This window comes from Terrabacter lapilli, from assembly GCF_039531305.1.
GTDB classification, from domain to species: Bacteria; Actinomycetota; Actinomycetes; order Actinomycetales; family Dermatophilaceae; genus Terrabacter; species Terrabacter lapilli.
The window spans coordinates 957,921-982,953 of sequence record NZ_BAAAPU010000007.1 but is presented as its reverse complement, the minus strand read 5'-3'; the positions used below and the strand labels follow the sequence as shown (position 1 = coordinate 982,953).

The following is a 25,033-nucleotide window of genomic DNA, read 5'->3' as shown; positions in this document are numbered from 1 at the left end:
TTGCCGACCCGGAAGCACGTAGGTAAGTTCCGGCGAAAGAGCAGAATGCGTCACTTGTTCACATACCGGAGGCTCGCATGTCCCTGTCCAACCTCTCCCGTCGCTCGGTCCTCGCCGGCGGGCTCGCCGCAGCAGCCGCCGGCGCGGCAGCCAGCAGCGCCCGCGCGGCAGGCTCCACGCCGCTCCCCCCGGACGCCGAGAACGGCTGGGTCACCTCGACCATGGCGCGGATGACGCTGGAGGAGAAGGTGGGCCAGCTCTTCATCCAGAACGTCTACGGCAAGGACGCGACGACGCCCGACCAGCGCAACGTCCCCCTCTACGGCGTCGCCAGCCCGGCCGAGGTCGTGCAGAAGTACCACCTCGGCGGCGTCATCTACTTCGCCTGGACCGACAGCGTCCAGAACCCCGACCAGATCGTGGGCCTGTCCAACGGCCTGCAGAAGGCCGCGCTGACGCAGCCGAGCAAGGTCCGCATCCCGCTGCAGATCGCCACCGACCAGGAGCAGGGCGTCGTCACCCGCATCGGGCCGCCCGCGACCCAGTTCCCCGGCTCGATGGCCCTCGGCGCAGGCCGCAGCGCCGCCGACGCCCGCACCGCCGCCGCGATCACCGGCCAGGAGCTGCTCGCCATGGGCGTCAACACGAACTTCGCCCCCGACTGCGACGTCAACGTCAACCCGCTCAACCCCGTCATCGGCACGCGGTCCTTCTCCTCACGGCCCGAGCTCGCCGCCGAGCTGGCCGCCGCCCAGGTCGCCGGCTACCAGCGTGACGGCAAGGTGGCGTCGTCGGCCAAGCACTTCCCGGGCCACGGCGACACCGCGACCGACAGCCACGTCGCCTTCCCGGTCATCACGCACACGCGCGAGCAGTGGGAGGCCATCGACGCCCCGCCCTTCAAGGCCGCGATCAACGAGCAGATCGACATGATCATGACGGCGCACCTGTCGTTCCCGGCCCTCGACGACTCGGGCAACCCGGCGACCCTGAGCAAGCCCATCCTCACGGGAGTGCTGCGCGGCGAGCTCGGCTACCAGGGCGTCATCGTCACCGACTCCCTCGCGATGCAGGGTGTTCGCGACCTCTACGGCGACGCCGAGGTCGCCGTGCGCGCCCTGCTCGCCGGCGTCGACCAGCTGCTCATGACGCCCGCCATGGACGATGCCTTCGCGGCCGTCCTCGACGCCGTGCGCAGCGGCCGCATCCCCCAGGACGACATCGACGCCAAGGTGCGCCGTGTCCTGAGCCTGAAGTACCGCCGCGGCATCGTGGCCCGCCCGTACGCCGACCCGAGCGCCGTCTCCTCCGTCGTCGGCACCCCGGCCCACCTCGCAGCCGCCGACTCCGTCACCGACCGCACGACAACCCTCGTCAAGAACGACGCGAAGGCCCTGCCGCTCGCTCCCAGCGGCAAGAAGGTCCTCGTCACCGGCTACGGCGTCAGCACGACTGCCACGCTGGCCGACGCCCTGACCGGCAAGGGCGCCACGGTGCAGAGCCTCCAGACCGGCACGTCCCCCACCGACGCCCAGGTCGCCGCCGCCGTCGCCGCCGCGGCCGACAAGGACGTCGTCGTCGTCACCACCATGAAGGCCTGGGACACGAACGTCACCGACAAGCGCGGCGGGCAGCAGAAGCTCGTCAAGCAGCTGCTCGCCACCGGCAAGACGGTCGTCGTCGTCGCCGTCCGGGACCCCTACGACATCGCCTACTTCACCGACGCGCCCACCTACGTCGCGACGTACTCCTACAGCCCCGTCGCGATCGAGGCGGCCGCACGCGTCCTCGTCGGCGACGTCTCCCCCACGGCCTCGCTGCCGGTCGACATCCCCGTCGCGGGCGACCCCGGCGCCGTGCTCTACCCCTTCGGCCACGGCCTGACCTACTGACGCCGGCCCGGCCGGCACCCGATCGGAGCTCTCACATGACCAACCTCAACCGCAGGCAGCTGCTCACGGCAGGGGCCCTCGGCGCAGTCGCCATCCCCGCCACCGCGGCGGGTTCCGTTGCAGCGCAAGGCTCGCAGACGGCATACGCCAGCAGCTACCCGAACAACCCCGTGACGACGGGCGCGCAGAACGCCGCTGCCGCCTCGTGGTCGACGCTCAAGGGCCAGAAGGTCGGCGTCATCACCAACCCGACCGGCATCCTCACCGACCTGCGCACCATCGTCGACGACATGCACGAGTCCGGAGCCGTCGACATCGTCGGCGTCTTCGGGCCCGAGCACGGCTTCCGGGGCACGGCGCAGGCCGGCGACTCCGAGGGCACCCACACCGACCCGCGCACCGGTCTGACCGTCTACGACGCCTACGGCGCCAACGTCGCCAAGATGACCTCGATGTTCCGCGCCGCCGGGGTCGAGACGGTCGTCTTCGACATCCAGGACGTCGGCGCGCGCTTCTACACCTACATCTGGACCATGTACACCGCGATGCAGGCGGCCGTGGCCGTCGGCGCCCGCTTCGTCGTGCTCGACCGCCCGAACCCCATCGGCGGCACGGCGCGAGGCCCGATGATGACGACGCCGTGGACCTCGGGCGTCGGCGCCAAGGAGATCGTCCAGGCCCACGGCATGACCGTCGGCGAGCTGGCCCGCTACTTCGACGGCGAGTTCCTGGCCGCTGACGCGGGCAGCCGGCTCACCGAGCTGTCCGTCGTCGAGGTCAAGGGCTGGCGGCGTGACGTGCCGTATGCCGTCACCGGGCTCCCGTGGGTCATGCCGAGTCCCAACATGCCCACTCCCGACACCGCCCTCGTCTACCCCGGCACCGGCATGTTCGAGGGCACGAACCTGTCGGAGGGGCGCGGCACGACCCGGCCCTTCGAGCTCGTCGGGGCGCCGTTCGTCGACTACAGGTGGGCCGAACGCCTTGCAGCGCTGGGCCTTCCGGGCGTCGGCTTCCGCGAGGCGTACTTCTCGCCGACCTTCAGCAAGCACACCGGCAAGGTCTGCGGCGGCGTGCAGCTCCACGTCACCGACCCGTCGAGCTTCGACCCGATGCGTGCCGCCGTCGAGATGCTCGTCGCCGCCAAGGCCCTCTATCCCGACTTCGCCTGGCGCTACGACTCCTACGACCCGGCCCGGCCCTACTGGATCGACAAGCTGACCGGCTCGCAGCGGCTGCGCACCCAGATCTCGGCGGGCGCCTCCGCCGACGAGGTGGTCGGCGCGTGGCGTGACGAGCTGGCGGCCTTCGACGCCCGGCGCCGGCAGTACCTCCTCTACCGCGGCCCGTCCAGCTGACGCCGCCGCCCGACACCGACGCCCCAAGTGACAATCCAGGAGTGACATGCGCCTGCGCAGACTCGTCCCCGCTGCCATCGGCAGCCTCGCCGTCGTGGGCAGCCTCGTGACCGCCGGGCCCGTCGGCCCGGCCGCCGCCGACGACTTCAGCAAGCCCGACCGCGGCTTCGCCCCGCCCAACACCGTCCTGTCCGACGCCAGCCCTGAGTCGCTGGGCCTCGACCCGGCTCCCATCGCCGAGTCCGTGGCCCGGATCCACGCGCACGAGCAGGCCCCGCCCGGCGGCCACCCCCTCTTCGCCGGCGCCGTCGGGATCATGGGTCACGAGGGTCGCATCGTCGAGCGCGATGCGAGCGGCTGGGCGCTGCGCTACGCCGACGCGACCACCGAGCTCCCCCGCGACCAGTGGGAGCCGATGCGCACCGACACCGTCTTCGACCTCGCCTCGATGTCCAAGCTCTTCACCTCGATCGCGGTGGTCCAGCTCGTCGAGGAGGGCAGGGTCTCCCTCGAGAGCCCGGTGGCGGCATACCTGCCCGAGTTCGCGGCGAACGGCAAGGAGTCCGTCACGGTGCGGCAGCTCCTCACCCACACGTCGGGGTTCACCTCGTGGCTGCCGCTGTGGAGCAAGTGGCCCGACAAGGCCTCGCGCATCAAGGCCGTGATGGACCAGCCGCTGGCCAACCCGCCGGGCACGACGTACCTCTACAGCGACCTCAACCTCATCACGCTCGGCGTCATGGTGGAGCGGCTCAGGGGCGAGCCCCTCGACGTCGTGGTCCACGACCGCATCACCGCGCCGCTCGGGATGAAGGACACCGGCTACAACCCCACCGACAAGGCCCGCACCGCGGCCACCGAGTACCAGACCTCGCCGCCCCGCGGGATGGTGCGCGGCGAGGTCCACGACGAGAACGCGTGGTCGCTCGGCGGCGTCGCCGGGCACGCCGGCGTCTTCTCCACCGTCGACGACCTGGCAGTCCTCTCGCAGGCACTCCTCAACGGCGGCACCTACCGCGGCGAGCGCATCCTGAGCCGCAAGAGCGTCGAGGCCCTCATCACCAACTTCAACGAGGCCTTCCCCGGTGACGACCACGGCCTGGGGTTCGAGCTCAACCAGCGGTGGTACATGGACGCCCTGTCCGGGCCACGCACCGCCGGGCACACCGGCTACACCGGCACCTCCATCGTCATCGACTTCACGTCGCGCTCCTTCGCGATCCTGCTGACCAACCGGGTCCACCCGTCGCGGAACTGGGGCTCGATCAACCTGGCGCGACGCGAGTGGGCGCACGGCCTGGCGGCGTCGATGGCCATCCGACCGCGCCACGGCGACACGGCATGGTTCACCGGCTCCGACAACGCGGCGACGACCACGCTGACGACGCCGACCCTCCCCGTCGGCCCGGGCGGTGCGCGCCTGGGCTTCGACCTCTTCCTCGACACGGAGGAGACCGACCTGCTTCACCTCGAGCGCTCCACCGACGGCGGTGCGACGTGGACGGCCGTGCCCTTCCAGGTCGTCGACCGCGGCGAGACCGAGACGGCCGACGGCGTCATCTCCGGCTCCGGCACGAGGCGATGGGTCCAGGTCCGCGCCGAGCTGCCGACCGGGGACCAGCAGCTGCGCTGGCGGCACACCACCGACGGCGGCTACCTCGGGCGAGGCGTGGCCGTCGACGACATCCGCGTTCAGGGCCCGGGAGGGATCCTGCTCGACGGCGAGAAGACACCGGATGCCTTCTCCGCCCAGGGATGGCGGCTCTCCGGCCGCGACGCCGTAGCGTAGGCCCATGCCAAGGACCGAGGACGGGGCCTCGCCCCCCGCAGGCGCGGCGAGCGCATCGCTGCTCATCCACCTGCGGGGGATCCGGCCCTCCCTGTCACCGGCCGAGGACCGGGTCGCCGACATCGTCCTCGCCGACGCCCGCCGCGCGGCCGGACTGACGATCAGCGAGCTCGCCTCGGCCGCCCGCACGTCCGAGACGACGGTGCTGCGCTTCTGCCGCCGCCTCGGGCTGCCCGGCTACCCCCAGCTGCGCCTCGCTCTCGCCGAGGAGTCGGCGCACCCGCGCACGCTGCACACCAGCGGCACCGACATCAGCGCCAAGGACACGATCGACGACATCATCGCCAAGGTGGCCTTCACCGACGCGAGCGCCGTCGAGGAGACGGCCCAGCAGCTCGACCGCGAGGCGCTCGCGGCGGCCGCCGGGGCCATCGCCCGCGCTGGCCGGGTCGACATCTACGGCATCGGGGCGAGCGCCATCGTCGGCACCGACCTGCAGCAGAAGCTGCACCGCATCGGCGTGGTCGCCTTCGCCTGGAACGACCCCCACATCGCCCTGACGAGCGCCACGCTGCTCGGACCCGGCGACATCGCGGTCGGCATCTCCCACTCCGGCACCACGACCGAGACCATCGAGTCGCTCGCCGCGGCCCGCTCGACCGGCGCCCGCACCATCGCCATCACGAACTTCCCGCTCTCACGCCTCGCCTCGGGCGTCGACTTCCTGCTGACGACCGCCGCTCGCGAGACGAGCCTGCGCTCGGGTGCCACCGCCAGCCGGATCGCGGCCCTCACGGTCGTCGACTGCCTCTACATCGCCGTCGCCCAGCGCAACCTGCGCCGTGCCCGCAAGGCAGTCGTCGACACCCGCGAGGCCGTGGCCGGTCACCACGTCACCGACTGAGGGCCACGAGCCTGCCCGGCGACCCGAGCGCCCGAACCGTCGTGACCGGAATGTTACTGATTTACGTCATTGACGCTGGATCCGTAGGAAAGTAACCTCCGACGGGTGAAGAGCGAGGTGACCGTGGACGCCCCCACAGAGGAGCGCCACCCGGGGACGACGTCCATTGACACGCACACCTCCCTCGACATCCTCCGGGCGCTCAACGCCGAGGACGCCAAGGTCGCCGTCGCCGTCAGCGAGGTGCTGCCCGACCTCGCCCACCTCGTCGACCGGGCCGTCGAGTCGCTGTCTGCCGGAGGGGCCGTCCACTACTTCGGCGCCGGCACGTCCGGCCGCCTCGCCGTGCTCGACGCCGCCGAGCTGCTCCCCACCTTCAACGCCCCTGAGGGCCTCTTCGTCGCCCACCACGCCGGTGGTCCGCAGGCCCTGGTCCACGCGGTCGAGAACGTCGAGGACGACGCCGAGCTCGGCCGGTCCGAGGCGAACGCGCTGCGAGCCGGTGACATCGCCGTCGGGCTGACCGCGTCCGGGCGTACGCCGTTCGTGGCAGGCGCGCTCGAACGGGCCCGAGAGCTCGGAGCCGTCACCGCCCTCGTCACCGCCAACCCGCGTGCCGAGGCCGCGGTGCACGCCGACATCCTCCTCGCCGTGCGCACCGGGCCCGAGGCCCTCACCGGCTCGACGCGACTCAAGGCCGGAACGGCGCAGAAGCTCGTCCTCAACTCGTTCTCGACCGCCGTGATGATCCGGCTCGGGCGCACGTGGAGCAACCTCATGGTCGACGTCGTCGCGACCAACGCGAAGCTGCGCGGCCGCGTCGTGCGCATCCTGCAGGAGGCCACCGGCGCCGACGCCGTCCAGGCCCGCGACGCCCTCGACGCGGCCGACGGCGAGCTCAAGCCCGCGCTGCTGTCCGTGCTCGGCGGCGTGGACGCCTCCACCGCCCGCGCGGCGATCGCCGCCAACGGCGGGTCCGTCGCTCGCGCACTGAGCGCCATCGGCGGTCCGGTCACCGCCGCGACGGCCCCCGCCCCCGAACGCTGAACCCCCGTCCCCACCCACCCGGCGCCGCCCACCCGGCACCTGCAGAACCCGACAGGAGCACCACCATGACGTTCGCATCACGCCTTCCCGGCTCGCGACCCGCACGCCGCACGCTCGTCACGCTCGCAGCGCTCTCCGGAGCGCTCCTCGTGACGGCCTGCTCCCCCTCGGCGAGCGGCTCGTCGGGCTCGACCGGCGCCGGCGGTGACGGGAAGGTCAACCTCACGGTCTGGTCGTGGCGCGTCGAGGACGAGGCGGCATACAAGAAGATCTTCGCCACCTACGAGCAGTCCCACCCCAACGTGCACGTCGACTTCAAGGCGTTCAAGGCGACCGAGTACAACAAGATCCTCGCGACCGGCCTGGCCGGCGAGGGCGGCCCCGACGTGCCGCAGGTCCGCTCCTACGGCCAGCTGCAGACCACGGTGGCCTCCAAGGCCCTGCTGCCCCTCGACGGCAAGGTCGACCTCTCCGGCTGGGACGACAACATCGTGGCCAGCGCCAAGGGCAAGGAGGACGGCAAGACCTACTCCGTGCCGTTCGCGCGCCAGACCGTCCAGATGTTCTACAACCAGGGCCTCTTCGACAAGAACGGCCTCAAGGCCCCCACCACGTGGGCCGAGTTCATCGCCGCCAACGACAAGCTCCAGGCGTCCGGTGTCACGCCGATCGCCGTCGGCGCCAAGGACGACTGGACCCTGCCGATCGTGCACGAGGTCGTCGCGGGAGCCCGCTTCGGCGGCAAGGCCTTCCGCGACGCGGTCGTGACAGGCAAGAAGACCTTCACCGACCCCGACTGGGTCGCCTCGGTCAAGGTCGTCGGCGACCTCGAGAAGTACATGCCCAAGAACGTCACGGGCGTGGCCCAGACCGACGCGCAGACGCTCTTCTCGGCCGAGAAGGCTGCCATGATCCCCGGCGGCAGCTTCGACCTGTCGGTCTTCCAGAAGGCCAACCCCGCCATGAAGATCGGCATCTTCCAGGTGCCGCCGGCCCCGGGGTCGCCGAGCGGCTCGACGGCGACGACGGCAGGATGGGCCGATGGCAACTTCGCCGTCTCCGCCAAGTCGAAGCACCCCGCCGAGGCCACCGAGCTCGTCAAGTGGATGACCACCAAGGAGTTCGGCCAGATGGTCACCGACCAGATCAAGCAGATCTCGGCCGTCCCCGGCGTCGAGCCGAGCGACCCGCTGCTCAAGCAGATGAGCGACAACTACAAGAGCTCCGGCTCGCCCTACCTGCTGCTGACCGACTTCCGCTACGGCACGCCCTCGGGCGGCGAGCTGATGGGCAAGGGCCTGCAGGAGCTGCTGCTCGGCTCCAAGGACGCCGCGGCGGTGAGCCAGGACCTCGAGACCGGCGTCAAGACCTGGTTCAAGCCGAGCGCGTGACGCTCGACCCGAAAGGCATGGCATGAAGCGCCGCACCGGCCTCGTGTTCGTCGCACCGGCACTCGCGCTCTTCGCGGTGTTCGTGCTCTACCCGATGGTGACGGCGTTCTCCTACGCCTTCTTCTCGTGGCAGGGCACGACCCGCGGAGGGTTCGCGGGCCTGACGAACTTCGTCACCCTCTTCACGCGGGCGCCGTTCACGACCGACCTGCCGCAGGCGCTGCTGCACAACGTGCTCTTCTTCGTCGGCACCATGCTGATCCAGAACACGTTCGGGCTCACGATCGCGTACCTGCTGTACAGCCGCCCCCGCAGCCGGCGGGTGCTGCAGACGCTCTACGCGATGCCCTACCTCGTGAGCCCGATCGTGATCGGCTACCTCTGGACGCTGCTGCTCTCCCCGACGTTCGGCCCCGTCAACACGCTGCTGACGAAGGTCGGGCTCGACTCGTGGGCGCTGCCCTGGCTCGGCGACCCGAAGACGGCCCTGTGGGTGGTCATCCTCGTCAGCGTGTGGCAGTGGATCGGCTTCCCGGTCCTGCTCTACGGCGCCGCGCTCGGCGGGGTGCCCGAGGAGCTGACAGAGGCCGCCCGGGTCGACGGCGCGACGAACCGCCAGGCGTTCTTCAAGATCACCCTGCCGCTGCTCGTGCCCGCCATCGGGACGGTGTCGGTGCTGACGTTCATCTTCGCCATGGAGGCCTTCGCCCTGCCGTACGCGTTCGGCGGGTCGACCGGAAACCCCGCCGGCGCAACGGACTTCGTGTCCCTGCTCTTCTACCGGACGGCCTTCGACTCCGGCGCCACCGACGCCATCGGCAGCTCATCGGCCCTGGCGACGATGCTCTTCCTCATCATCTTCGGCGGTGCCTACGCGGCCACGGCCGTGCTGCGTCGCCACGAGCGGAGGATCACCGCATGACCACGGCCGTCGCCACCACCGAGGTGCCCGAGGAGCTGGCAGCGGCGCGGCCGGCCCGCGAGGGCCGGCGGCGCCCGCCCCGGGCGTCCAGACCCGTCGGCGGCGCGGGTGCCGGCGTGCTCCTGTGGGGGTATGCCGCCCTGGCGCTCGTGCCGCTGCTGCTCATGGTCACCAACAGCTTCCGCACCAACGGCGACCTGATCTCCGACCCGCTCGGCCTGCCGAGCCCCCCGACCACGGCCAGCTACGTCGAGGCCTGGACGACCGGCAACTTCGCGACCTACTTCGGCAACTCGCTGGTCGTCACCATCGGGGCTGTGGCGCTCTCGACGGCGGTCGCGACGATGGCGGCCTACGCCCTGGCGCGCGGGCGCTCGCGCATCTTCCGGTGGCTCGAGTCGCTCTTCCTCTCGGGCCTGATGCTGCCGATCCACCTGGCGATCCTGCCGATCTTCTACCTCTTCGACGGCCTCGGGCTCATCGACTCGCGCCTCGGCCTGACGCTGATGTACGCCTCGTCGGGCATCCCGTTCTCGATCTTCGTCCTGACGACCTTCTTCCGGCAGCTGCCCGAGGAGCTCGAGGAGGCCGCCGCGCTCGACGGGGCCAGCACCTGGCAGACGTTCTGGCGCATCATGGTGCCGCTCGTGCGTCCGGCGGTCGCGACCGTGGCAGTCTTCCGTTTCGTGCCCATCTGGAACGACTTCCTCTTCCCGCTCGTGCTCCTGCGCCGCGAGGAGAAGTACACCCTGCCGGTCGGGCTGACGAACTTCTTCGGCGAGAACGCGACGAACTACTCCGCCGTCTTCGCCGGCCTCGTCATCACCACCATCCCGCTCATCGTGCTGTTCCTGCTGGCGACCAAGCAGATCGTGGCGGGCCTGACCGCCGGCATGGCCAAGTGACCGCCGCCCCCCGCACGGTCGTGGCCGTCGACGTCGGCGGCTCGGGGCTCCGGCTGACGACGTATGCCGCAGGGCCCGGTCCCGTGCTCACCGCCCCGGGCGCTCGGGTCCGAGGCAGTGGCATCGACGTGCCCACGCTCGTCGCCGACGCGCGGTCCCTGCTGGCCGCCGCCTCCGACGGGGGCGCTGCGCCGGAGGCGGCCGCCCCGGACGTGCTCGTGTGGTCGATGCGGGGCCTGCTCTTCCTCGCCGACCGGTCCGCGGTGCTCGCCGCAGTCGTCACCGGGTTCGGGGCACGCCGGAGCGTCGTCGTGAGCGATGCCGTCGCCAACCTCGTCGGCGCCACCGCCGGCATCGCGCCGGGCGCGGTCGTCGCGGCCGGGACCGGAGCGGTGGCGTTCGGGACCGACTTCGACGGCCAGTGGCGCCGCGTCGACGGCTGGGGGCACGTGCTCGGCGATGCCGGGTCCGCGGCCGCCCTGGGCATGGCGGGGCTGCGCGCCGCACTCCGGGCCCACGACGGGCTGGCCGACGGGTCGCCGACGCTCCTGCGCGCCGCCACCGACCTGCTCGGGCCACCCGAGAGCTGGCCGCGGCAGGTCATGACCGCTCCCGACGCCCCGGAGCGTCTCGCGTCCGTCGCCCCGCTCGTCACGGCCGCCGCGGGAACCGACCCGACCGCCCTGGCCCTGTGCCGGCAGGCCGGGACCGACCTGGCCACGTCGCTGCTTCGGGCAGCCGAGGGCCTCGACGGGCCGGTGCTCACCGCGACCGGCGGCCTGCTCGCCTCGCCGACCGTGGCCGAGGCGCTCGACGCCCGCCTGGCCCTCGACGGCCGGCACCGGTCCCCGGCCACCGGCGGGGCGCTCGAGGGTGCCGTGCACCTGGGCCGGCACCTGCGCGACACGGGCACCCTCCCCCGGCACCCGGCATACCTGCTCGTCGACTGACGGCCGGCGGGCTGGAGCAGCGCGCACCCGGACGGCCACCGACCGGGAGGACGTTCCGAGCGGGTATGACCCTCCTCGGTCCACCTCCGCAGCGGCACGCCCCCGGCGGCCGTCCCCTCCTGCCCCTGGAGCCCGCATGTCACAGCACGACACCCCCCGCCCCGGCCTCGGGTCGATGCCCCACGACGGCGGCACGGCCTTCCGCGTCTGGGCGCCGAACGCCGACTCCGTCGCCGTGACGGGCAGCTTCACCGACTGGTCCGACGACGGCGAGCCGATGGTGGCCGAGGACGGCGGGCACTGGTACGCCGACGTGGCCGGCGCCCGGCCGGGGGACGAGTACCAGTTCGTCATCACCAACGGCGAGCAGCGCCTGATGCGCATCGACCCGCGCGCCCGTGCCGTCACGCACTCCTCCGGCAACGGCGTCGTCTACGACCGTGACGGGTTCGACTGGGAGGGCGACGCGTTCGACTGCCCGCCGCACGACGACCTCGTGATCTACGAGGCGCACATCGGCTCGTTCGTCGCCACGGACGGCGACGCGGGCGACCTCGGCGGCCTCGCCGGCAAGCTCGGCCACCTCGCCGAGCTCGGCGTCAGCGCCGTCGAGCTCATGCCCGTCACCGAGTTCGCCGGCGACTACTCCTGGGGCTACAACCCGTCCAACCCCTTCGCGGTCTCGAGCAGCTACGGCGGGCCCGATGCGCTCAAGGACTTCGTCAAGCAGGCCCACCGGCACGGCATCGCCGTCGTCCTCGACGTGGTGATCAACCACTTCGGGCCCAGCGACTTGGCGCTCTGGCAGTTCGACGGCTGGAGCGAGAACGAGAAGGGCGGCATCTACTTCTACAACGACGAGCGCTCCGCGACGCCGTGGGGTGACACCCGTCCCGACTACGGGCGCGAGGAGGTCCGCGCCTACCTGCACGACAACGCCCTGATGTGGCTCGAGGAGTTCCACCTCGACGGGCTGCGCTTCGACGCCACGCTCTACGTGCGCACCGTCGACGGCCTCGGCTCCGGTGACGTGCCCGAGGGCTGGGAGCTCATGCGCTCGATCACGGCCGCGGTCCGCGAGCGCCACCCGGACGCGATCCTCATCGCCGAGGACCTGCAGTCCGACCCCGCGATCACCTCCACCGACGACGGCGGGGCCGGCTTCCACGCCCAGTGGGACCCGGGGTTCGTGCACCCGGTGCGACAGGTGCTGACGGCCGTGGACGACCACGAGCGCTCCATGGCCGAGCTCGCCGAGGCGCTGCGCGGCGCCGACGAGCCGTTCCGCCGCGTGGTCTACACCGAGAGCCACGACGAGGTCGCGGAGGGGAGCCTGCGGGTCCCCGACGAGGTCGACGGCGGCGACCCGAGCGGCTGGGCGGCCCAGAAGCGCGCGATCCTCGGCCTCGCGTTGGCCCTGACCGCGCCCGGCATCCCGATGCTCTTCCAGGGCCAGGAGTTCCTCGAGCGCCAGGAGTTCCGCGACACCGTGCCGCTCGACTGGGAGCGCGCCGAGCAGTTCCGGGACATCGTGCGGCTCACCGGCGACCTCGTACGGCTGCGCCGCGACGCCGACGGCGTGTCCCGGGGGCTGCGCGGCGCCGGCTTCGAGGTGCTCCACCTCGACGACGAGGCGAAGTCGCTCGCGTGGGCCCGCCGGGACGGACAGGACGTCGCCATGGTCGTCGTCAACGCGAGCGCCGAGCCCCGCGACGTCACGACGGGTATGCCGTCCGCCGGCACCTGGGCGGTCCGGTTCAACTCCGACGCCGCGACCTACAGCGCCCTCTTCGCCGGGCACAAGACGCTGGACGTCGAGGCGCTCGAGGAGCCGCTGGACGACCAGCCCGCCCGGGGCACGGTGTCCGTCGGGGCGTACACCCTCGTGGTGCTGACCCCGGCCTGAGCGCGGACGAGCCGGCCCCACCGGGTGGGGCCGGGTCTTCGGCGTTCGCCGGCAGGCACGGCGCGTGGGGGGTCAGCGAAGCGGGTCGAAGGGGGCGAGCTGCGCGGGCGCGACGCCCGTGACCATCTGCTCGGCGAGCAGGCGCCCGGTGACCGGGCCGAGGGTGATGCCCCACATGCCGTGGCCGCCGGCGACGAAGACCTTGGGGTTGCGCGAGGCGCCGATGAGCGGCAGCCCGTCAGCGGTGCACGGGCGCGAGCCGACCCACTCGTCCTGCCGGTGGTCGAGGTCGGCGCCCTTCAGGAGCGGGCGCGCCGACTCGACGATGGCCTGGATGCGACGCCGGTCGAGGGCGGCCTCGGGCTGGCGGAACTCCATCATCCCCGCCACGCGGAGGCGGTCCTCGATGGGCGTGCACGCGACGCGGGCGGCCGGGAAGTAGACGGGGCCGTTGGGCAGGTCCTCGACCTCGACCGAGAAGGAGTAGCCGCGGCCGGCCTGCACGACGCGCTTGACGCCGAACTCCCGGGCGAGACGGCCCAGCCACGCGCCGGTCGCGACGACGACGGCGTCGAAGTGCTCCGACGTGCCCTGGTCGCTCGTGAGCAGGACCCCGGTCGGCGTGTCGGTGATCGACCGCACGGCGCTGCCCGTCACGATCTTGCCGCCGCGCGCCGTCACCGAGTCGGCGAGTGCCGCGACGTACGCGCCCGGGTTCACGAAGCGCTGCCCGTGCAGCACGATCGCGGCACCGATCTCGTCGGACAGCGCGGGCTCGATGGCCCGGGCCTCGTCCCCGGTGAGGACGTCGAAGGTGATGTCGCCGCCGGAGCCGTGGATGTGCTCGATCTCCTCGAGGAGGGTCTGGCGCTCCTCGGCGGTGCGGTAGGCCGCGGTGAACGACTTCGCCTCGTAGGTCTCGGCCTGGACGCCGCCCTCCTCGAGCAGGTCGAAGCTCTGCAGCGAGAGGTCGTTGACGGGCACGAGCGCGCCCATTGCCTTCTTCCACGCGGTCATCGTGCTGTGGCGGGTGAAGCCGGTGACGAACTTCAGGAAGTCGGGCCGGACGCTCGGCGGCACGTAGACCGGCGAGCTGGGACTGAAGACGGCGCGCAGGCCGTACTTCAGCACGGCCGGCTCGGGCAGCGGCGTGGCGATGCCGGGCGTCAGCCAGCCGGCGTTGCCCCACGAGGAGCCGGCGGCGACACCGTCGCGGTCGATCACCGTCACCTCGACGCCACGCTCCTGCAGGAACCAGGCGGTGGCGAGACCCACCATGCCGGCGCCGACGACGGCGACGCGCTCGGGGACGGGGGTACCGGCGGGGCTCACGGCGGGCATGGATACGACTCCTGTGTCTGGGTGGGCGGCGGGGTGCCTCTGCTCCATGGTCGGTGCGGTGCGCACCCCGAGCGTGGTGCCGTCGGTACAGACATCTGGGCCTACGTTGTGCTTCCAGCACAGTCCAGGGCCACAATGGCGTATGCCGTCCGCTTCCTCTCGCTCTCCCCGCTCCCCGCGGGGCACGACCACCCGGACGTCGTCGACGACCCCGGTCGGGCTGCCGGTCGGTCAGCTCGCGGACACGCTCGGCGGCGGCCTGCTCACGGTCGTCGTGCAGGCCGGCGGTCGGGCCGTCGACGACGTGACGCTGGCCGAACCGGGCTCGGGCGTCTTCGGGCAGGCGGGAGACCTGCTCCTGGGCGTGGGAGTGGAACGGGCCACCGACGCCGTGGACCTGCTCGAAGGAGCCGCGGGCGTCGGCAGCGGCGCGGTCGTGCTGCGCCGCGCCGCGGCTCGTGACCGGCAGGTGCGGGCTGCTGCGGCCCGCCTGGGCGTGGGCCTCGTCGAGCTGGCCGAGCACGCCTCGTGGGCCCACGTGGTCTGGCTGCTCCGCGGTGTGCTGGACCGCGCGGCGAGCGGTCCCACCCTCCGCGCCGAGGGACCCGTGCTCGACGAGCTCTTCGCCCTGGCCGACGCCTGCGCCGCTCTCGTGGGCGGCCCCATCACCATCGAGGACACGCAGTCGCGGGTGCTCGCCTACTCCTCGACCCAGGCGGTGGCCGACCCGGCCCGCGTCTCGACGATCGTCGGCCGCCGCGTGCCTGACGAGGTCATCGCAAACCTGCGCGGGCGCGGCGTCTTCCGCAGGCTCGCCCGCTCGGACGAGCCCTTCTTCGTGCCCGCGGGACGAGGCCTGGGCCCCCGTGTCGTGGTGCCGGTGCGCGCCGGCACCGAGTGGCTCGGCTCCATCTGGGCCGTCGTCGACGAGGCACCGGCAGACCGGGTGATGGCCTCGCTCGCCCAGACGGCCTCGGTCGTGGCGCTGCACCTGCTGCGCCTGCGCTCGCAGGCCGACCTCGCGCGTCGCGTCTCGGCCGACCGCCTGCGCGCCGTCCTGAGTGGGGACACGGTCGAGGCCGAGGGCTGGCTGCCTCCGGCGCCGTGGCGCGTCGTCGTGCTGGCCGGAGCGCACCGGCCGCGCGCCGCCGCTGCCGACCCCGGACCCGCGGAGGTCGAGCGGGAGATCGACGTCTGGGAGGCCGCGGCCCGCAGGCGCTCGTGGCGCCACCCGCTCCTCGCCGGGTTCGACGGGAGCGCCCTGACCCTCGTCCGCGACGCACCGGGCGACGCCTCGCCCGGCACGTGGGAGTGGCTGCTGGCGCTCGTCGAGGAGGTGGCCGGGCTGACGCCGACGGCGACCGCCAGCGCCGGGGGCAGGGCCACCCGGGCGGCCGACCTCGACCGGTCGCGGCGCGAGGCCACCGAGGTGCAGCGCCTGCGCGACGTCGGTCGCGTGACCGGCACGAGCACCACCGTCGAGGACGCGTGGGCCGCCGTCACCAACGCCCGCGCCCTGGGCGGGATCTGGACCGAGGAGCTGCTCGGCCCCGTCGGGATGCTGCGCGAGCACGACGAGCTGCACCAGACGGCATACCTCACGACCCTGGCAGCCTGGCTGGACCACCCGGGTGACCCGCGGGCGTCCGCCCAAGGCCTGCACGTGCACCCGAACACGCTGCGCTACCGCCTGCAGCGTCTCTCGGACGTTGTCGAGCTCGACCTGCACGACCCGGAGACCCGGCTCGCGCTCCGCCTGCAGCTGCGGGCGCTGGGCCACTGACGCAGCGGCCGGCTACAGGCCCGGCTCGTCCACCTCGTCGGTCCCGTCCGGCTCGCCGAGGTGGACGGTGCCGTCGGGGTCCGTCCGGAAGGCCGGGTTGTGCACGAAGTCCCAGCGGAAGCCGTCCGGGTCGGCCACGCAGGCGCTGACCCCGCCCCAGGCGCGCACGGCGGGTGCGGACACCGACGTGGCACCGGCCGCGAGGGCAGCGGCATACAGCTGCTCGACCTGCTCCGCGGTGCCGGCGTTGTGGCCCAGCGACACCGGCGGCGCTGAGGGCCCGTGGGCCACGTCGCCGTACTCGCTCGGCATCCGGGTGACGTCCCAGAGGGCGAGCAGCTGGCCGGGCGCGCACTGCACGAAGGCGATCTCGCCCGGCTGGTGCAGCACAGGCCGGAAGCCCAGCCCGCGGACGTAGAAGTCCAGCGACCGCTCGACGTCACGCACGCCAAGCGTGACGGCGGTGATGTCGGGGTGGCTCATGCCCCTACGCTAGGGCGCGCCACCCACATCGCGCGCGCCCGCCAACACCACCCGGTTGCGGCCGGGGGAGCGCACCCTGGCGCCCTCCCCCGGCCCTGCGACCGGTTGTCACCCCAGACTGTCGGTCGAGCTCAGTGCCCGCCGCCCAAGAGATCGCGAACCTCTGACTCGCGATATCTCCGGTGTCCACCGAGGGTCCTGATCGAAGTGAGCTTTCCTGCCTTGGCCCACCGGGTGACCGTCTTGGGGTCCACTCGGAAGAGGGCCGCTACCTCAGCAGGAGTGAGCAGCTTCTCGGTCTCGTGTCGATCCTGAGTCGTCATGTTCATTTCCCCACCACCCTGTCGCTAGGTGCAGCGACACGCATGCGCCCCATTCGGAGCCCAGTAAAGCAAGGGTAAAGTCTCGGCGCTGCCCATGACAGGTAAACACTGAAAAGAGTCAATTCGACCTCATTTTCGGGCCGTGGGTGTATACGGGGTCGAGTCCCCGCTCTCACCGCCGGCCGCCAGGCGTCCCCGGCGAGCCGGGGTCCGGCGGGCGCGGGATCGCCCCGGACTCATGTAGCGTTAGCACCACGAGAACACACACATTCCCGGGACCGCTACGCGTACATCGAAGAGCCACTCGGCTCTTCGACGAGCGATGCCGTCCCGGCACGACGCACGAGGGGGTCACGCCATGGGGCGCGGCCGAGCCAAAGCCAAGCAGACCAAGGTCGCACGGCAGCTCAAGTACTACACACCTGACACGGACTTGAGCGCGCTGGAGCGTGAGCTGCACGGACCGTCGCAACGCGACGGCGCCAACCAGCCACGGTCCGTCGACGACGACGAGTACGACGAATACGGAAAGTGGGTCTCGGGCGAGCGCTGAGCTCCCCGCTTCCTCCTCCGTCTGCACCTCGTGTGTCGGGTGTTCGCGCCCGGCACGCGTCCGGTGCTGCCCTCGAGGCGCCGCCGTGCCGGGTCGCAAGTCCGGCCGGCTGTCCTCGGTGACGCAGCGAAGCCCGCACGCCCTTCTCGGGTGCGCGGGCTTCGTCAGTCGCCGCGATGTGCCGTATGCCGTGTGCCTGCACGGTCCGCCCAGGCACGATGACCGGGCAGGGTGGGCTCAGGCGGTCGGGTGCACGCCGACCACCTGCACCGACCCGCCGTCGACCCCCTTGGCGCCGCGCACGATCTCGACGTCCCGGGCCACCAGACCGGCTTCGTGTGCGCGCTCCTCGGTCGCGACCTCCCCGAGGCGCCAGGCCTGGACCCCGCGCGCCTCGCTCAGGGCGATCGCACGGTCGGCGTGCGCCTCGGGCAGCACGGCCACGAAGCCGATGCCCTGGTTGAGGGTGCGCTCGAGGTCGGCCTGCGGCACGTGGCCGAGGTCCTGGATCGTGCGGAAGACGGCGGGCGGGGTCCACGTGGCACGGTCGAGACGGGCGAAGGCCCCTGTCGGCAGGACGCGGGCGAGGTTGGCTGCGAGCCCACCACCCGTGACGTGGCTGAGGGCGTGCACGTCGACACCGTCGTCGGCGATGAGCTCGAGCAGCGGCCTGGTGTAGATCCGGGTCGGCTCGAGCAGCTCCTCGCCGAGGGTCCTGCCGAAGTCGTCGACGTGCCGGTCGAGCTCCCAGCCGGCGCTGGCGACGACGCGGCGCACGAGGCTGTAGCCGTTGCTGTGCAGGCCGCTGCTGGCCAGGGCCACCACGACGTCACCGTCGGCGACGCGCTGGGGACCGAGCACGGCGGCATACTCCACGACGCCCGTGGCGGCGCCGGCGACGTCGTACTCGTCGGGGTCGAGCAGGCCCGGGTGCTCGGCGGTCTCGCCGCCGACGAGCGCGACGCCCGCCTCCTCGCAGGCGCGGGCGATGCCGCCGACGATCGCGGCGATGCGCTCGGGCACCACCTTGCCGGTGGCGATGTAGTCGGTCATGAAGAGCGGCTCCGCGCCGCAGACGACGATGTCGTCGACGACCATGCCGACGAGGTCGAAGCCGATCGTGTCGTGCCGGTCGAGCGCCTGCGCGATGGCGACCTTGGTGCCGACGCCGTCGGTGCTGGTGGCGAGGATCGGCCGGGTCATCCGCGCGATGGCGCTCGCGTCGAACATCCCGGCGAAGCCGCCGAGGCCCCCGACGACCTCCGGTCGCGTCGCGCGCCGGACCGAGGCCTTCATCAGCTCGACCGCCTTGTCACCCGCCTCGACGTCGACTCCGGCCGAGGCATACGTGATGGGGGCGTCGCTCACCCGCCCAGCCTACCGGCGCCACGACCACGCCTCCCCCACCGTCCGATTCGAGGTGATCGGCGACCAGATGTGGTCGCAGATCACCTCTACTCGCTGTCCACACCCACCGTTCATCAGGGTGGCTCGTCCACAGGAGCGCAGGGCGATCGGGCCACACGCCGACCAGCCCCCCATTGTGACCAGGTGAAGGGCGCACAGAGACGAGCTCTGGCTCAGACCGTCAGCGTCACCGACGAGGGTCTGGCGTCACGAGATTCACTGCGGTCGGTTGGCCTCACCTACATCGACGTGCGCACCGAGGTCGCTGCCGGCCGGTGGCGCTGCCACGGCAAGCAGACCGTCGCGCTCCACTGCGGACCGATCAGCGTCGACGCGACTCGGTGGCGCGCGTTGTGGGAGACCGGCGTCGATGTGACCGCTCTTGATGGAGTGACGGCGCTGCAGGCAGCGGGCCTGCGCGGTTTCGACGACGACCGGATCCATGTCTCCGTGGCGCACACCGCCAGAGTGAAGCGAATGCCGGGTGTGGTCCTGCACAAGGTGATCCGGCGACTTCCCACGGAACTGGCTGGAGCCGGCATCCCACGGACCACTCCAGCCGTGGCAGCGGTTCGGGCGGCCGGATGGAGCGTTTCGGACCGTCAGGCCGCACTCGTGCTGTTGATGACGACCCAACAACGCCTGGCGACACCGGGCCAGATGCTCGAGGTGACCGCGATGATGCCGGGGCGGTCGCGGCGCGGCTTCATCAAGACGATCCTGCTCGACGCTGCCGACGGCGTGCAGTCCCTGGGCGAGCTGGATTTCGCTCGGCTGTGTCGACGCCGCGGGCTACCCGAGCCGTCGCGACAGGCCGTTCGCCGCGGGCCGCGGGGGCGGATCTACCTCGACGTCCGCTGGGACAACGGCCTCGTCGTCGAGATCGACGGGGCGCAGCACCGGGAGGGCCTCAACGTGACTGCGGACAACCTGAGCCGTAACGCCGTGACGCTGGCGAACGACCGGGTCCTACGCATCGACCTCGTCGGGCTGCGGCTCTACGAGAACGAGTTCCTGCAACAGGTGGCTCTCGGACTCGGAGCTGAGCATTGGAGGTGATGCGCGACTGAATGCGGTCGCCGATCACCTCCAACCGGGTCAGGGGTGCTGGAGGGCGCTCTCGCCGCCGACGCCGATCCCGAGGCTCACGCCCTCGACGTCGACGGAGCGGTCGTGGCCGGTGCGGACCGACAGGGGCAGCGTCTCCAGGACGTGCTTGCCGATGCGGCCGTCCTCGGGCAGCTCGATCGGGTACTTGCCGGTGAAGCAGGCCGAGCACAGCTGGTCGGCCGGCTGGTTCGTGGCCCCGATCATGCCCTCCTCGGAGATGTAGCCGAGCGAGTCAGCCCCGATCGAGGCGCGGATCTCCTCAACGCCGAGGCCCGTCGCGATGAGCTCGGCGCGCGTCGCGAAGTCGATGCCGTAGAAGCACGGCCACTGCACCGGCGGTGCCGAGATGCGCACGTGGATCTCGGCCGCACCGGCCTCGCGGAGCATCCGGATCTGCGCCCGCTGGGTGTTGCCGCGCACGATCGTGTCGTCGACGACGACGAGGCGCTTGCCGCGGATCGTGTGCTCGAGCGGGTTGAGCTTGAGCCGGATGCCGAGCTGCCGTAGCGTCTGCGAGGGTTGGATGAAGGTGCGGCCGACGTAGGCGTTCTTGACGAAGCCCTGGCCGAACGGGATGCCCGACTCCTGCGAATAGCCAACAGCCGCAGGCACGCCCGACTCCGGCACACCGATGACGAGGTCGGCCTCGACGGGGTGCTCGCGAGCCAGGGCGCGTCCCATCTCGACGCGCGCCTCGTGCACGACCCGGCCGCGGATGACGGCGTCGGGACGGGCGAGGTAGACGTACTCGAACACACAGCCCTTGGGGGTGGGCTCGGCGAACTTGTGCGAGCGCAGCCCGTCCTCGTCGATGACGATCAGTTCGCCGGGCTCGACCTCGCGGATGACCGCGGCGCCGATGGTCTGCAGGGCAGCGGTCTCGGAGGCGACGACCCAGCCCCGCTCGAGGCGACCGAGCGCGAGGGGACGCACGCCCCACGGGTCGCGGGCGGCATACAGCGTGGTCTCGTCCATGAAGACGAAGGAGAACGCACCGCGCAGCTTCGGCAGCAGCTCGAGGGCGGCCTGCTCGGGGGTGCGGTCCTCGTCGGCGGCGAGCAACGTCGTCACGAGCGCGGTGTCGGAGGTGTTGCCGCGGGCGAGCTCGCCGGTGATGCGACTGTCGCCGAAGTGCTCGTCGACGAGGGCCTTGAGCTCGACCGTGTTGATGAGGTTGCCGTTGTGGGCCAGGGCCAGCGTGCTGCGGCCGGTGCCGCCGAGCGTCGGCTGGGCGTTCTCCCAGGTGGAGCCGCCGGTCGTGGAGTAGCGCGTGTGGCCGATCGCGATGTGGCCGCGAAGCGAGCTGAGCGCGGTCTCGTCGAAGACCTGGGACACCAGGCCCATGTCCTTGTAGACGAGGATCTTCTCGCCGTCGCCCGTCGCGATGCCGGCCGACTCCTGCCCGCGGTGCTGCAGCGCGTACAGCCCGAAGTACGTCAGCTTCGCGACGTCCTCCCCGGGGGCCCAGACGCCGAAGACCCCGCAGGCGTCCTGCGGGCCTTTCTCGCCGGGGATGAGGTCATGGTTCAAACGACCGTCGCCACGTGCCACCGGGCAAGTCTCCCACACCCGGGTGGGTCACCCGGCCCGGCTGGTCCGCAGCGGCAGCACCGCGAGCACCTCGTACCGCGGCCGCCGCCCCCGCCCCTGCCCGAGGTGCGACTCGACGAGCGCCACCTCGCGTACCTGCCACGCCGGTCCCTCCCAGGCGTCGAGCGCCCGGATCCATCGCGTGGCCTCGGTCGGGCGGTGGAACCGGCCGAGCGTGACGTGCGGTGAGAAGCGGGTGCCGTCCGGCGTCGCGCCCACCGAGCTCGCAGCATTGCGTATGCCGTGTGCCACCTTCCCGAGGTCACCGCGCACCTGATCGACGCCCGCCCAGAGGATGCGGGCGGCATACGGGTTGGGGAAGGCGCCGGCCCCGGCGAGCCGCAGGACGAGCGGGTCCCGACGGGCTGCGGAGAGGGCGAGGGCCTCGGTGAGCTCGTCGAGGCGCGCCTCGGGCACGCTGCCGAGGAAGGCGAGGGTGACGTGCCACTGGTGGCGGTCGGTCCACCGGATCTCCGGCCCGGCCTCGCGACGTGGCTCGAGGTGCTCCTCGAGGTCGTCGAGCACCTCGTCGGGCGGGACGACGGCGACGAACAGCCTCATGGTGTCCGGGTCGGCGCGTCGGTCTCGGCGGCCTCGGTGGCCTCGGCCGCGGCGCCGGACGCAAGGAGACCTTCGACGTCGTCGATGCCCCACGCGGCGAGGGCGGTCCGGGTGTCGGCTCCGGGAGAGGACGGCGGGGTCCCGAGGACAGCGGGGGTGCGCGAGAAGCGCGGCGCCGGAGCCGGCTGGACGACGCCGTGGCGCTCGACGTAGGTGCCGCGCGCGGCGAGGTGCGGGTGGCCGGGCGCCTCGGCGTAGCTGAGGACCGGCTCGACGCAGGCGTCGGTCCCGTCGAAGACAGCCGCCCACTCGTCGCGGGTGCGCGTGCGGAAGGTGTCGGCGAGCACGGCGCGCAGGGCCGGCCACTGCCTCAGGTCGAGCCGGTCCGGAGCCGCGCCGGTCAGGTCGAGCAGGCGCAGCAGCTCGGCGTAGAAGACCGGCTCGAGCGGGCCGACCGCCATCCAGCCGCCGTCGCTCGTCTCGTAGACGTCGTAGAAGGGGGCGCCGGTGTCGAGCAGGTTGGTGCCGCGGCGGTCGGACCACAGGCCGGCCGAGACGAGACCGACGACGAGCGAGGAGAGGTGCGCCGTGCCGTCGACGATGGCGGCGTCGACCACCTGCCCGCGACCGCTGGTGCGCGCCTCGAGCAGGGCCGCCAGCACCCCGACGACGAGGTAGAGCGCGCCGCCGCCGAAGTCCCCGACGAGGTTGACCGGCACCTGCGGGGGTCCGCCGGCGCGACCGATCGCGTGCAGGGCGCCGGTGATGGCGACGTAGCCGATGTCGTGGCCGGCGGCCTGGGCGAGCGGGCCGTCCTGGCCCCAGCCCGTCATCCGGCCGTAGACGAGGCGTGGGTTGCGCTCCAGGCACTCGTCGGGACCGAGCCCGAGGCGTTCGGCGACGCCCGGCCGGTAGCCCTCGACGAGGACGTCGGCCCGGTCCACGAGGGCCCGGGCGGTGGCCAGCCCGCCGGGGTGCTTGAGGTCCAGCAGGACGGAGGGGCGGCCGCGGCGGAGCAGGTCGTGCTCGGGAGCGAGCGGAACCGGCAGGCTCGGCTCGCCGGGACGTTCGATGCGGATCACGTCTGCGCCGAGGTCGGCCAGCAGCATGGCGGCGAACGGCGAGGGGCCGATCCCGGCGAGCTCGACGACCCGCACTCCGGCCAGCGGGCCGTGACGCGCGGCTCCCCCTCCGCTCGCACCACCCGCCGCCGAGGTCACGGGTGGTCGCGACCCGAGCGGTCGAGGAGGATGCCGACGATCCCGGCGAGGCCGGTGCCGATGAAGGCGCCGAACGCGCCGATGTAGAGGGCGCCGCTGGTCGCGGAGTAGCCCTGGACCTCGTCGCCCATGATCGAGATCGCCGCGCCGATGACGAAACCGATCACGGCGCCCGTGATGAGGAAGCGCTTGAAGTTCGGGACCCGCGGCTGGTGCTCGGGACGCGTGTGCGGCGGGCGGTTCGAGGAGGGAAGGGTCACGGGTCAAGCGTAGGTCAGAGAAGCGGAAGAAGTCCGTCCAGGTGCGCCCGCTGCCCGCTCGCGCGCACCAGCGCCCCGGACAGCGCCGAGTCCCAGTCGAGGTCGCCGACGGCGAGACGCAGCCACGTGACGCCATCGGTCTCGATGACGTTGGGCGGCGTGCCGCGGGTGTGGACCGGCCCCTCGATGCACTGCACCGCGCCGAAGGGCGGCACGCGAACCTCGACAGTGCGGCCGGGGGCCGTCGTCGACAGCTCCTCCAGGGTGTAACGGACGGCCGTCGCGGTCGTCCTGCGGTCGGCGGCCCAGTCGGCCGCCCGGCACGCCTCGAGGGCGGCGCGCCCCTCTGCGACCGGGGTGCGTCGGCGAGGCGGCATACGGCCAAGGCTATCGGCGGCCACCGACGGTCTGGCCGCCGCCCGGTCCCCCCTGGCCCTCCGCCTCAGCGCAGGCGGGGCATGACGTCGGCTGCGACCTCGTCGAGGACGTCGCGCGTACCCCGGTACGGCTCGTCGGGCCGCGGCCAGTGCGTGATGACGTCGGTGAAGCCGAGCTCGGCGGCGCGCCCCACCGCCTCCTCGAAGACGGCGGCGCTCGTCAGGGAGAAGGTGGGCGCCGAGTCGAGGTTGAGGTAGCGGGCGAGGGTGCTCGAGTCGCGCCCCGCCTCTGCCAGGGCGTTGTCGACGCGGCGGCTGAGGCGTCCGATGAGGGCCCACCAGTCGTCGTCGGTGTCGGCTGCGCCGCCGTAGGTCATCCAGCCGTCGCCGCGCTCGACGGCGAGCCCGATCGACTTGGGCCCGTTGGCCGCGACGACGAGCGGCACCTGGTTGCGGCCGTCTGCAGCGCGGACGGGGCCGGGCAGGGTGCGCACGTCGCGGGCAGCGTAGAAGCGCCCCTCCTCGGTGACGTGGTCCTCGCTGAGCAGCCGGTCGAGCAGCCGCGTGAACTCGTGGAAGCGGGCGACGCGGTCGCGCAGGGGCAGGTCCTCGCCCATGATCCTCGCGTCGAGGTCTCCCCCGGTGCCGAGGCCGAGCAGGAAGCGGCCGGCGGATATGTCGTGCAGCGTGAGCACCTCGCGCATCAGCTGCACCGGGTGGTGGTTGTTGGGGGACGAGACGAAGGTGCCGAGGCCGATCCGCTCGGTCACGGCCGCGGCGGCGGCGAGGGTCGGCACCGCGGCGAACCACGGCGAGTCCGGCAGGCCGCCCCACGTGACGTGGTCGAAGGTCCACGCGTGGTCGAAGCCGAGCTGCTCGGCCTCGCGCCACCTCGGCTCGGCCGCCGTCCAGGTGTGCTCCGGCAGGATCGTCAGACCGAATCGCATGGCCCGACCGTAGC

General features: G+C 72.3%; 23 protein-coding genes. 13 read left to right on the top strand and 10 right to left on the bottom strand.

Annotated elements, in window-relative coordinates:
* Positions 1-77: 77 nt before the first annotated feature.
* The 10 genes from ABD241_RS12475 to ABD241_RS12430 all read left to right on the top strand — a co-directional run bounded on the left by ABD241_RS12475 (position 78) and on the right by ABD241_RS12430 (position 13,064).
* Positions 78-1,892, top strand: coding sequence for a glycoside hydrolase family 3 protein (locus tag ABD241_RS12475; RefSeq protein WP_344062793.1), 1,815 nt, complete (start codon positions 78-80; stop codon positions 1,890-1,892).
* A gap of 35 nt (positions 1,893-1,927) precedes the next feature.
* Entirely contained in the window at positions 1,928-3,250 is a 1,323-nt protein-coding gene (locus ABD241_RS12470) for an exo-beta-N-acetylmuramidase NamZ family protein (RefSeq protein WP_344062790.1), read from the top strand.
* A gap of 46 nt (positions 3,251-3,296) precedes the next feature.
* Positions 3,297-5,039 carry a serine hydrolase domain-containing protein gene (locus ABD241_RS12465; RefSeq protein WP_344062788.1) on the top strand — a complete coding sequence of 581 codons (1,743 nt, stop codon included), beginning with the start codon at positions 3,297-3,299 and terminating at the stop codon, positions 5,037-5,039.
* A gap of 4 nt (positions 5,040-5,043) precedes the next feature.
* The gene (locus ABD241_RS12460) at positions 5,044-5,943 is read left to right on the top strand and encodes a MurR/RpiR family transcriptional regulator (protein ID WP_344062786.1); all 900 of its coding nucleotides are present in this window, start codon (positions 5,044-5,046) and stop codon (positions 5,941-5,943) included.
* Positions 5,944-6,066: 123 nt separating this feature from the next.
* Positions 6,067-6,990, top strand: coding sequence for an N-acetylmuramic acid 6-phosphate etherase (locus ABD241_RS12455; RefSeq protein WP_344062784.1), 924 nt, complete (start codon positions 6,067-6,069; stop codon positions 6,988-6,990).
* A 65-nt stretch (positions 6,991-7,055) separates the two neighbouring features.
* On the top strand, positions 7,056-8,381 hold the full coding sequence (locus tag ABD241_RS12450; RefSeq protein WP_344062782.1) for an ABC transporter substrate-binding protein: 1,326 nt from the start codon (positions 7,056-7,058) through the stop codon (positions 8,379-8,381).
* Between the two features lie 22 nt (positions 8,382-8,403).
* Positions 8,404-9,303, top strand: a complete 900-nt coding sequence (locus ABD241_RS12445) for a carbohydrate ABC transporter permease (RefSeq protein ID WP_344062780.1) — start codon at positions 8,404-8,406, stop codon at positions 9,301-9,303.
* Complete coding sequence (locus tag ABD241_RS12440; protein WP_344062778.1) at positions 9,300-10,208, top strand: carbohydrate ABC transporter permease; 909 nt, start codon at positions 9,300-9,302, stop codon at positions 10,206-10,208. Before ABD241_RS12445 ends, ABD241_RS12440 begins: the two co-directional genes overlap by 4 nt.
* Positions 10,205-11,158 carry an N-acetylglucosamine kinase gene (locus ABD241_RS12435; protein ID WP_344062775.1) on the top strand — a complete coding sequence of 318 codons (954 nt, stop codon included), beginning with the start codon at positions 10,205-10,207 and terminating at the stop codon, positions 11,156-11,158. Before ABD241_RS12440 ends, ABD241_RS12435 begins: the two co-directional genes overlap by 4 nt.
* Positions 11,159-11,294: 136 nt before the next feature.
* Entirely contained in the window at positions 11,295-13,064 is a 1,770-nt protein-coding gene (locus ABD241_RS12430; protein WP_344062772.1) for an alpha-amylase family glycosyl hydrolase, read from the top strand.
* Between the two features lie 72 nt (positions 13,065-13,136).
* Here the strand turns inward: ABD241_RS12430 and ABD241_RS12425 are convergent, their stop codons facing one another.
* Entirely contained in the window at positions 13,137-14,405 is a 1,269-nt protein-coding gene (locus ABD241_RS12425) for an NAD(P)/FAD-dependent oxidoreductase (protein ID WP_344062769.1), read from the bottom strand.
* A 142-nt stretch (positions 14,406-14,547) separates the two neighbouring features.
* Here ABD241_RS12425 and ABD241_RS12420 point away from each other — a divergent pair, with 142 nt between their 5' ends.
* A complete protein-coding gene (locus tag ABD241_RS12420) occupies positions 14,548-16,188 on the top strand; it encodes a PucR family transcriptional regulator (protein ID WP_344062766.1) in 1,641 nt (546 codons plus the stop codon).
* 12 nt (positions 16,189-16,200) lie between these two features.
* Here the strand turns inward: ABD241_RS12420 and ABD241_RS12415 are convergent, their stop codons facing one another.
* Together ABD241_RS12415 and ABD241_RS12410 are read right to left on the bottom strand one after the other, a co-directional pair.
* Positions 16,201-16,671 (bottom strand): VOC family protein, encoded by a 471-nt coding sequence (locus ABD241_RS12415; protein ID WP_344062763.1) that lies wholly within the window; start codon positions 16,669-16,671, stop codon positions 16,201-16,203.
* A gap of 131 nt (positions 16,672-16,802) precedes the next feature.
* Entirely contained in the window at positions 16,803-16,994 is a 192-nt protein-coding gene (locus ABD241_RS12410; protein WP_045191048.1) for a BldC family transcriptional regulator, read from the bottom strand.
* A gap of 358 nt (positions 16,995-17,352) precedes the next feature.
* On the opposite strand from ABD241_RS12410, the gene ABD241_RS12405 reads away from it, so the two are divergent.
* The gene (locus tag ABD241_RS12405; RefSeq protein ID WP_142181019.1) at positions 17,353-17,547 is read left to right on the top strand and encodes a DUF3073 family protein; all 195 of its coding nucleotides are present in this window, start codon (positions 17,353-17,355) and stop codon (positions 17,545-17,547) included.
* Positions 17,548-17,784: 237 nt separating this feature from the next.
* On the opposite strand, the gene purM is transcribed toward ABD241_RS12405, so the two are convergent.
* Positions 17,785-18,915 carry a phosphoribosylformylglycinamidine cyclo-ligase gene (gene purM, locus ABD241_RS12400; protein ID WP_344062760.1) on the bottom strand — a complete coding sequence of 377 codons (1,131 nt, stop codon included), beginning with the start codon at positions 18,913-18,915 and terminating at the stop codon, positions 17,785-17,787.
* 183 nt (positions 18,916-19,098) lie between these two features.
* Here purM and ABD241_RS12395 point away from each other — a divergent pair, with 183 nt between their 5' ends.
* A complete protein-coding gene (locus ABD241_RS12395; RefSeq protein ID WP_344062757.1) occupies positions 19,099-20,013 on the top strand; it encodes a hypothetical protein in 915 nt (304 codons plus the stop codon).
* A gap of 39 nt (positions 20,014-20,052) precedes the next feature.
* Here the strand turns inward: ABD241_RS12395 and purF are convergent, their stop codons facing one another.
* The 6 genes from purF to ABD241_RS12365 form a co-directional block, all read right to left on the bottom strand.
* Positions 20,053-21,615 (bottom strand): amidophosphoribosyltransferase, encoded by a 1,563-nt coding sequence (purF, locus tag ABD241_RS12390; protein ID WP_344062754.1) that lies wholly within the window; start codon positions 21,613-21,615, stop codon positions 20,053-20,055.
* 27 nt (positions 21,616-21,642) lie between these two features.
* Positions 21,643-22,215, bottom strand: coding sequence for an RNA 2',3'-cyclic phosphodiesterase (gene thpR / locus ABD241_RS12385; protein WP_344062750.1), 573 nt, complete (start codon positions 22,213-22,215; stop codon positions 21,643-21,645).
* Complete coding sequence (locus tag ABD241_RS12380; RefSeq protein ID WP_344062747.1) at positions 22,212-23,435, bottom strand: CaiB/BaiF CoA transferase family protein; 1,224 nt, start codon at positions 23,433-23,435, stop codon at positions 22,212-22,214. Before ABD241_RS12380 ends, thpR begins: the two co-directional genes overlap by 4 nt.
* Positions 23,432-23,695: a hypothetical protein gene (locus ABD241_RS12375; RefSeq protein ID WP_344062744.1), complete on the bottom strand. Its 264-nt coding sequence runs from the start codon at positions 23,693-23,695 to the stop codon at positions 23,432-23,434. Before ABD241_RS12375 ends, ABD241_RS12380 begins: the two co-directional genes overlap by 4 nt.
* A 14-nt stretch (positions 23,696-23,709) precedes the next feature.
* A complete protein-coding gene (locus tag ABD241_RS12370; RefSeq protein ID WP_142219449.1) occupies positions 23,710-24,072 on the bottom strand; it encodes a sterol carrier family protein in 363 nt (120 codons plus the stop codon).
* A 65-nt stretch (positions 24,073-24,137) separates the two neighbouring features.
* The gene (locus ABD241_RS12365; RefSeq protein ID WP_344062741.1) at positions 24,138-25,019 is read right to left on the bottom strand and encodes an LLM class flavin-dependent oxidoreductase; all 882 of its coding nucleotides are present in this window, start codon (positions 25,017-25,019) and stop codon (positions 24,138-24,140) included.
* Positions 25,020-25,033 lie beyond the last annotated feature (14 nt).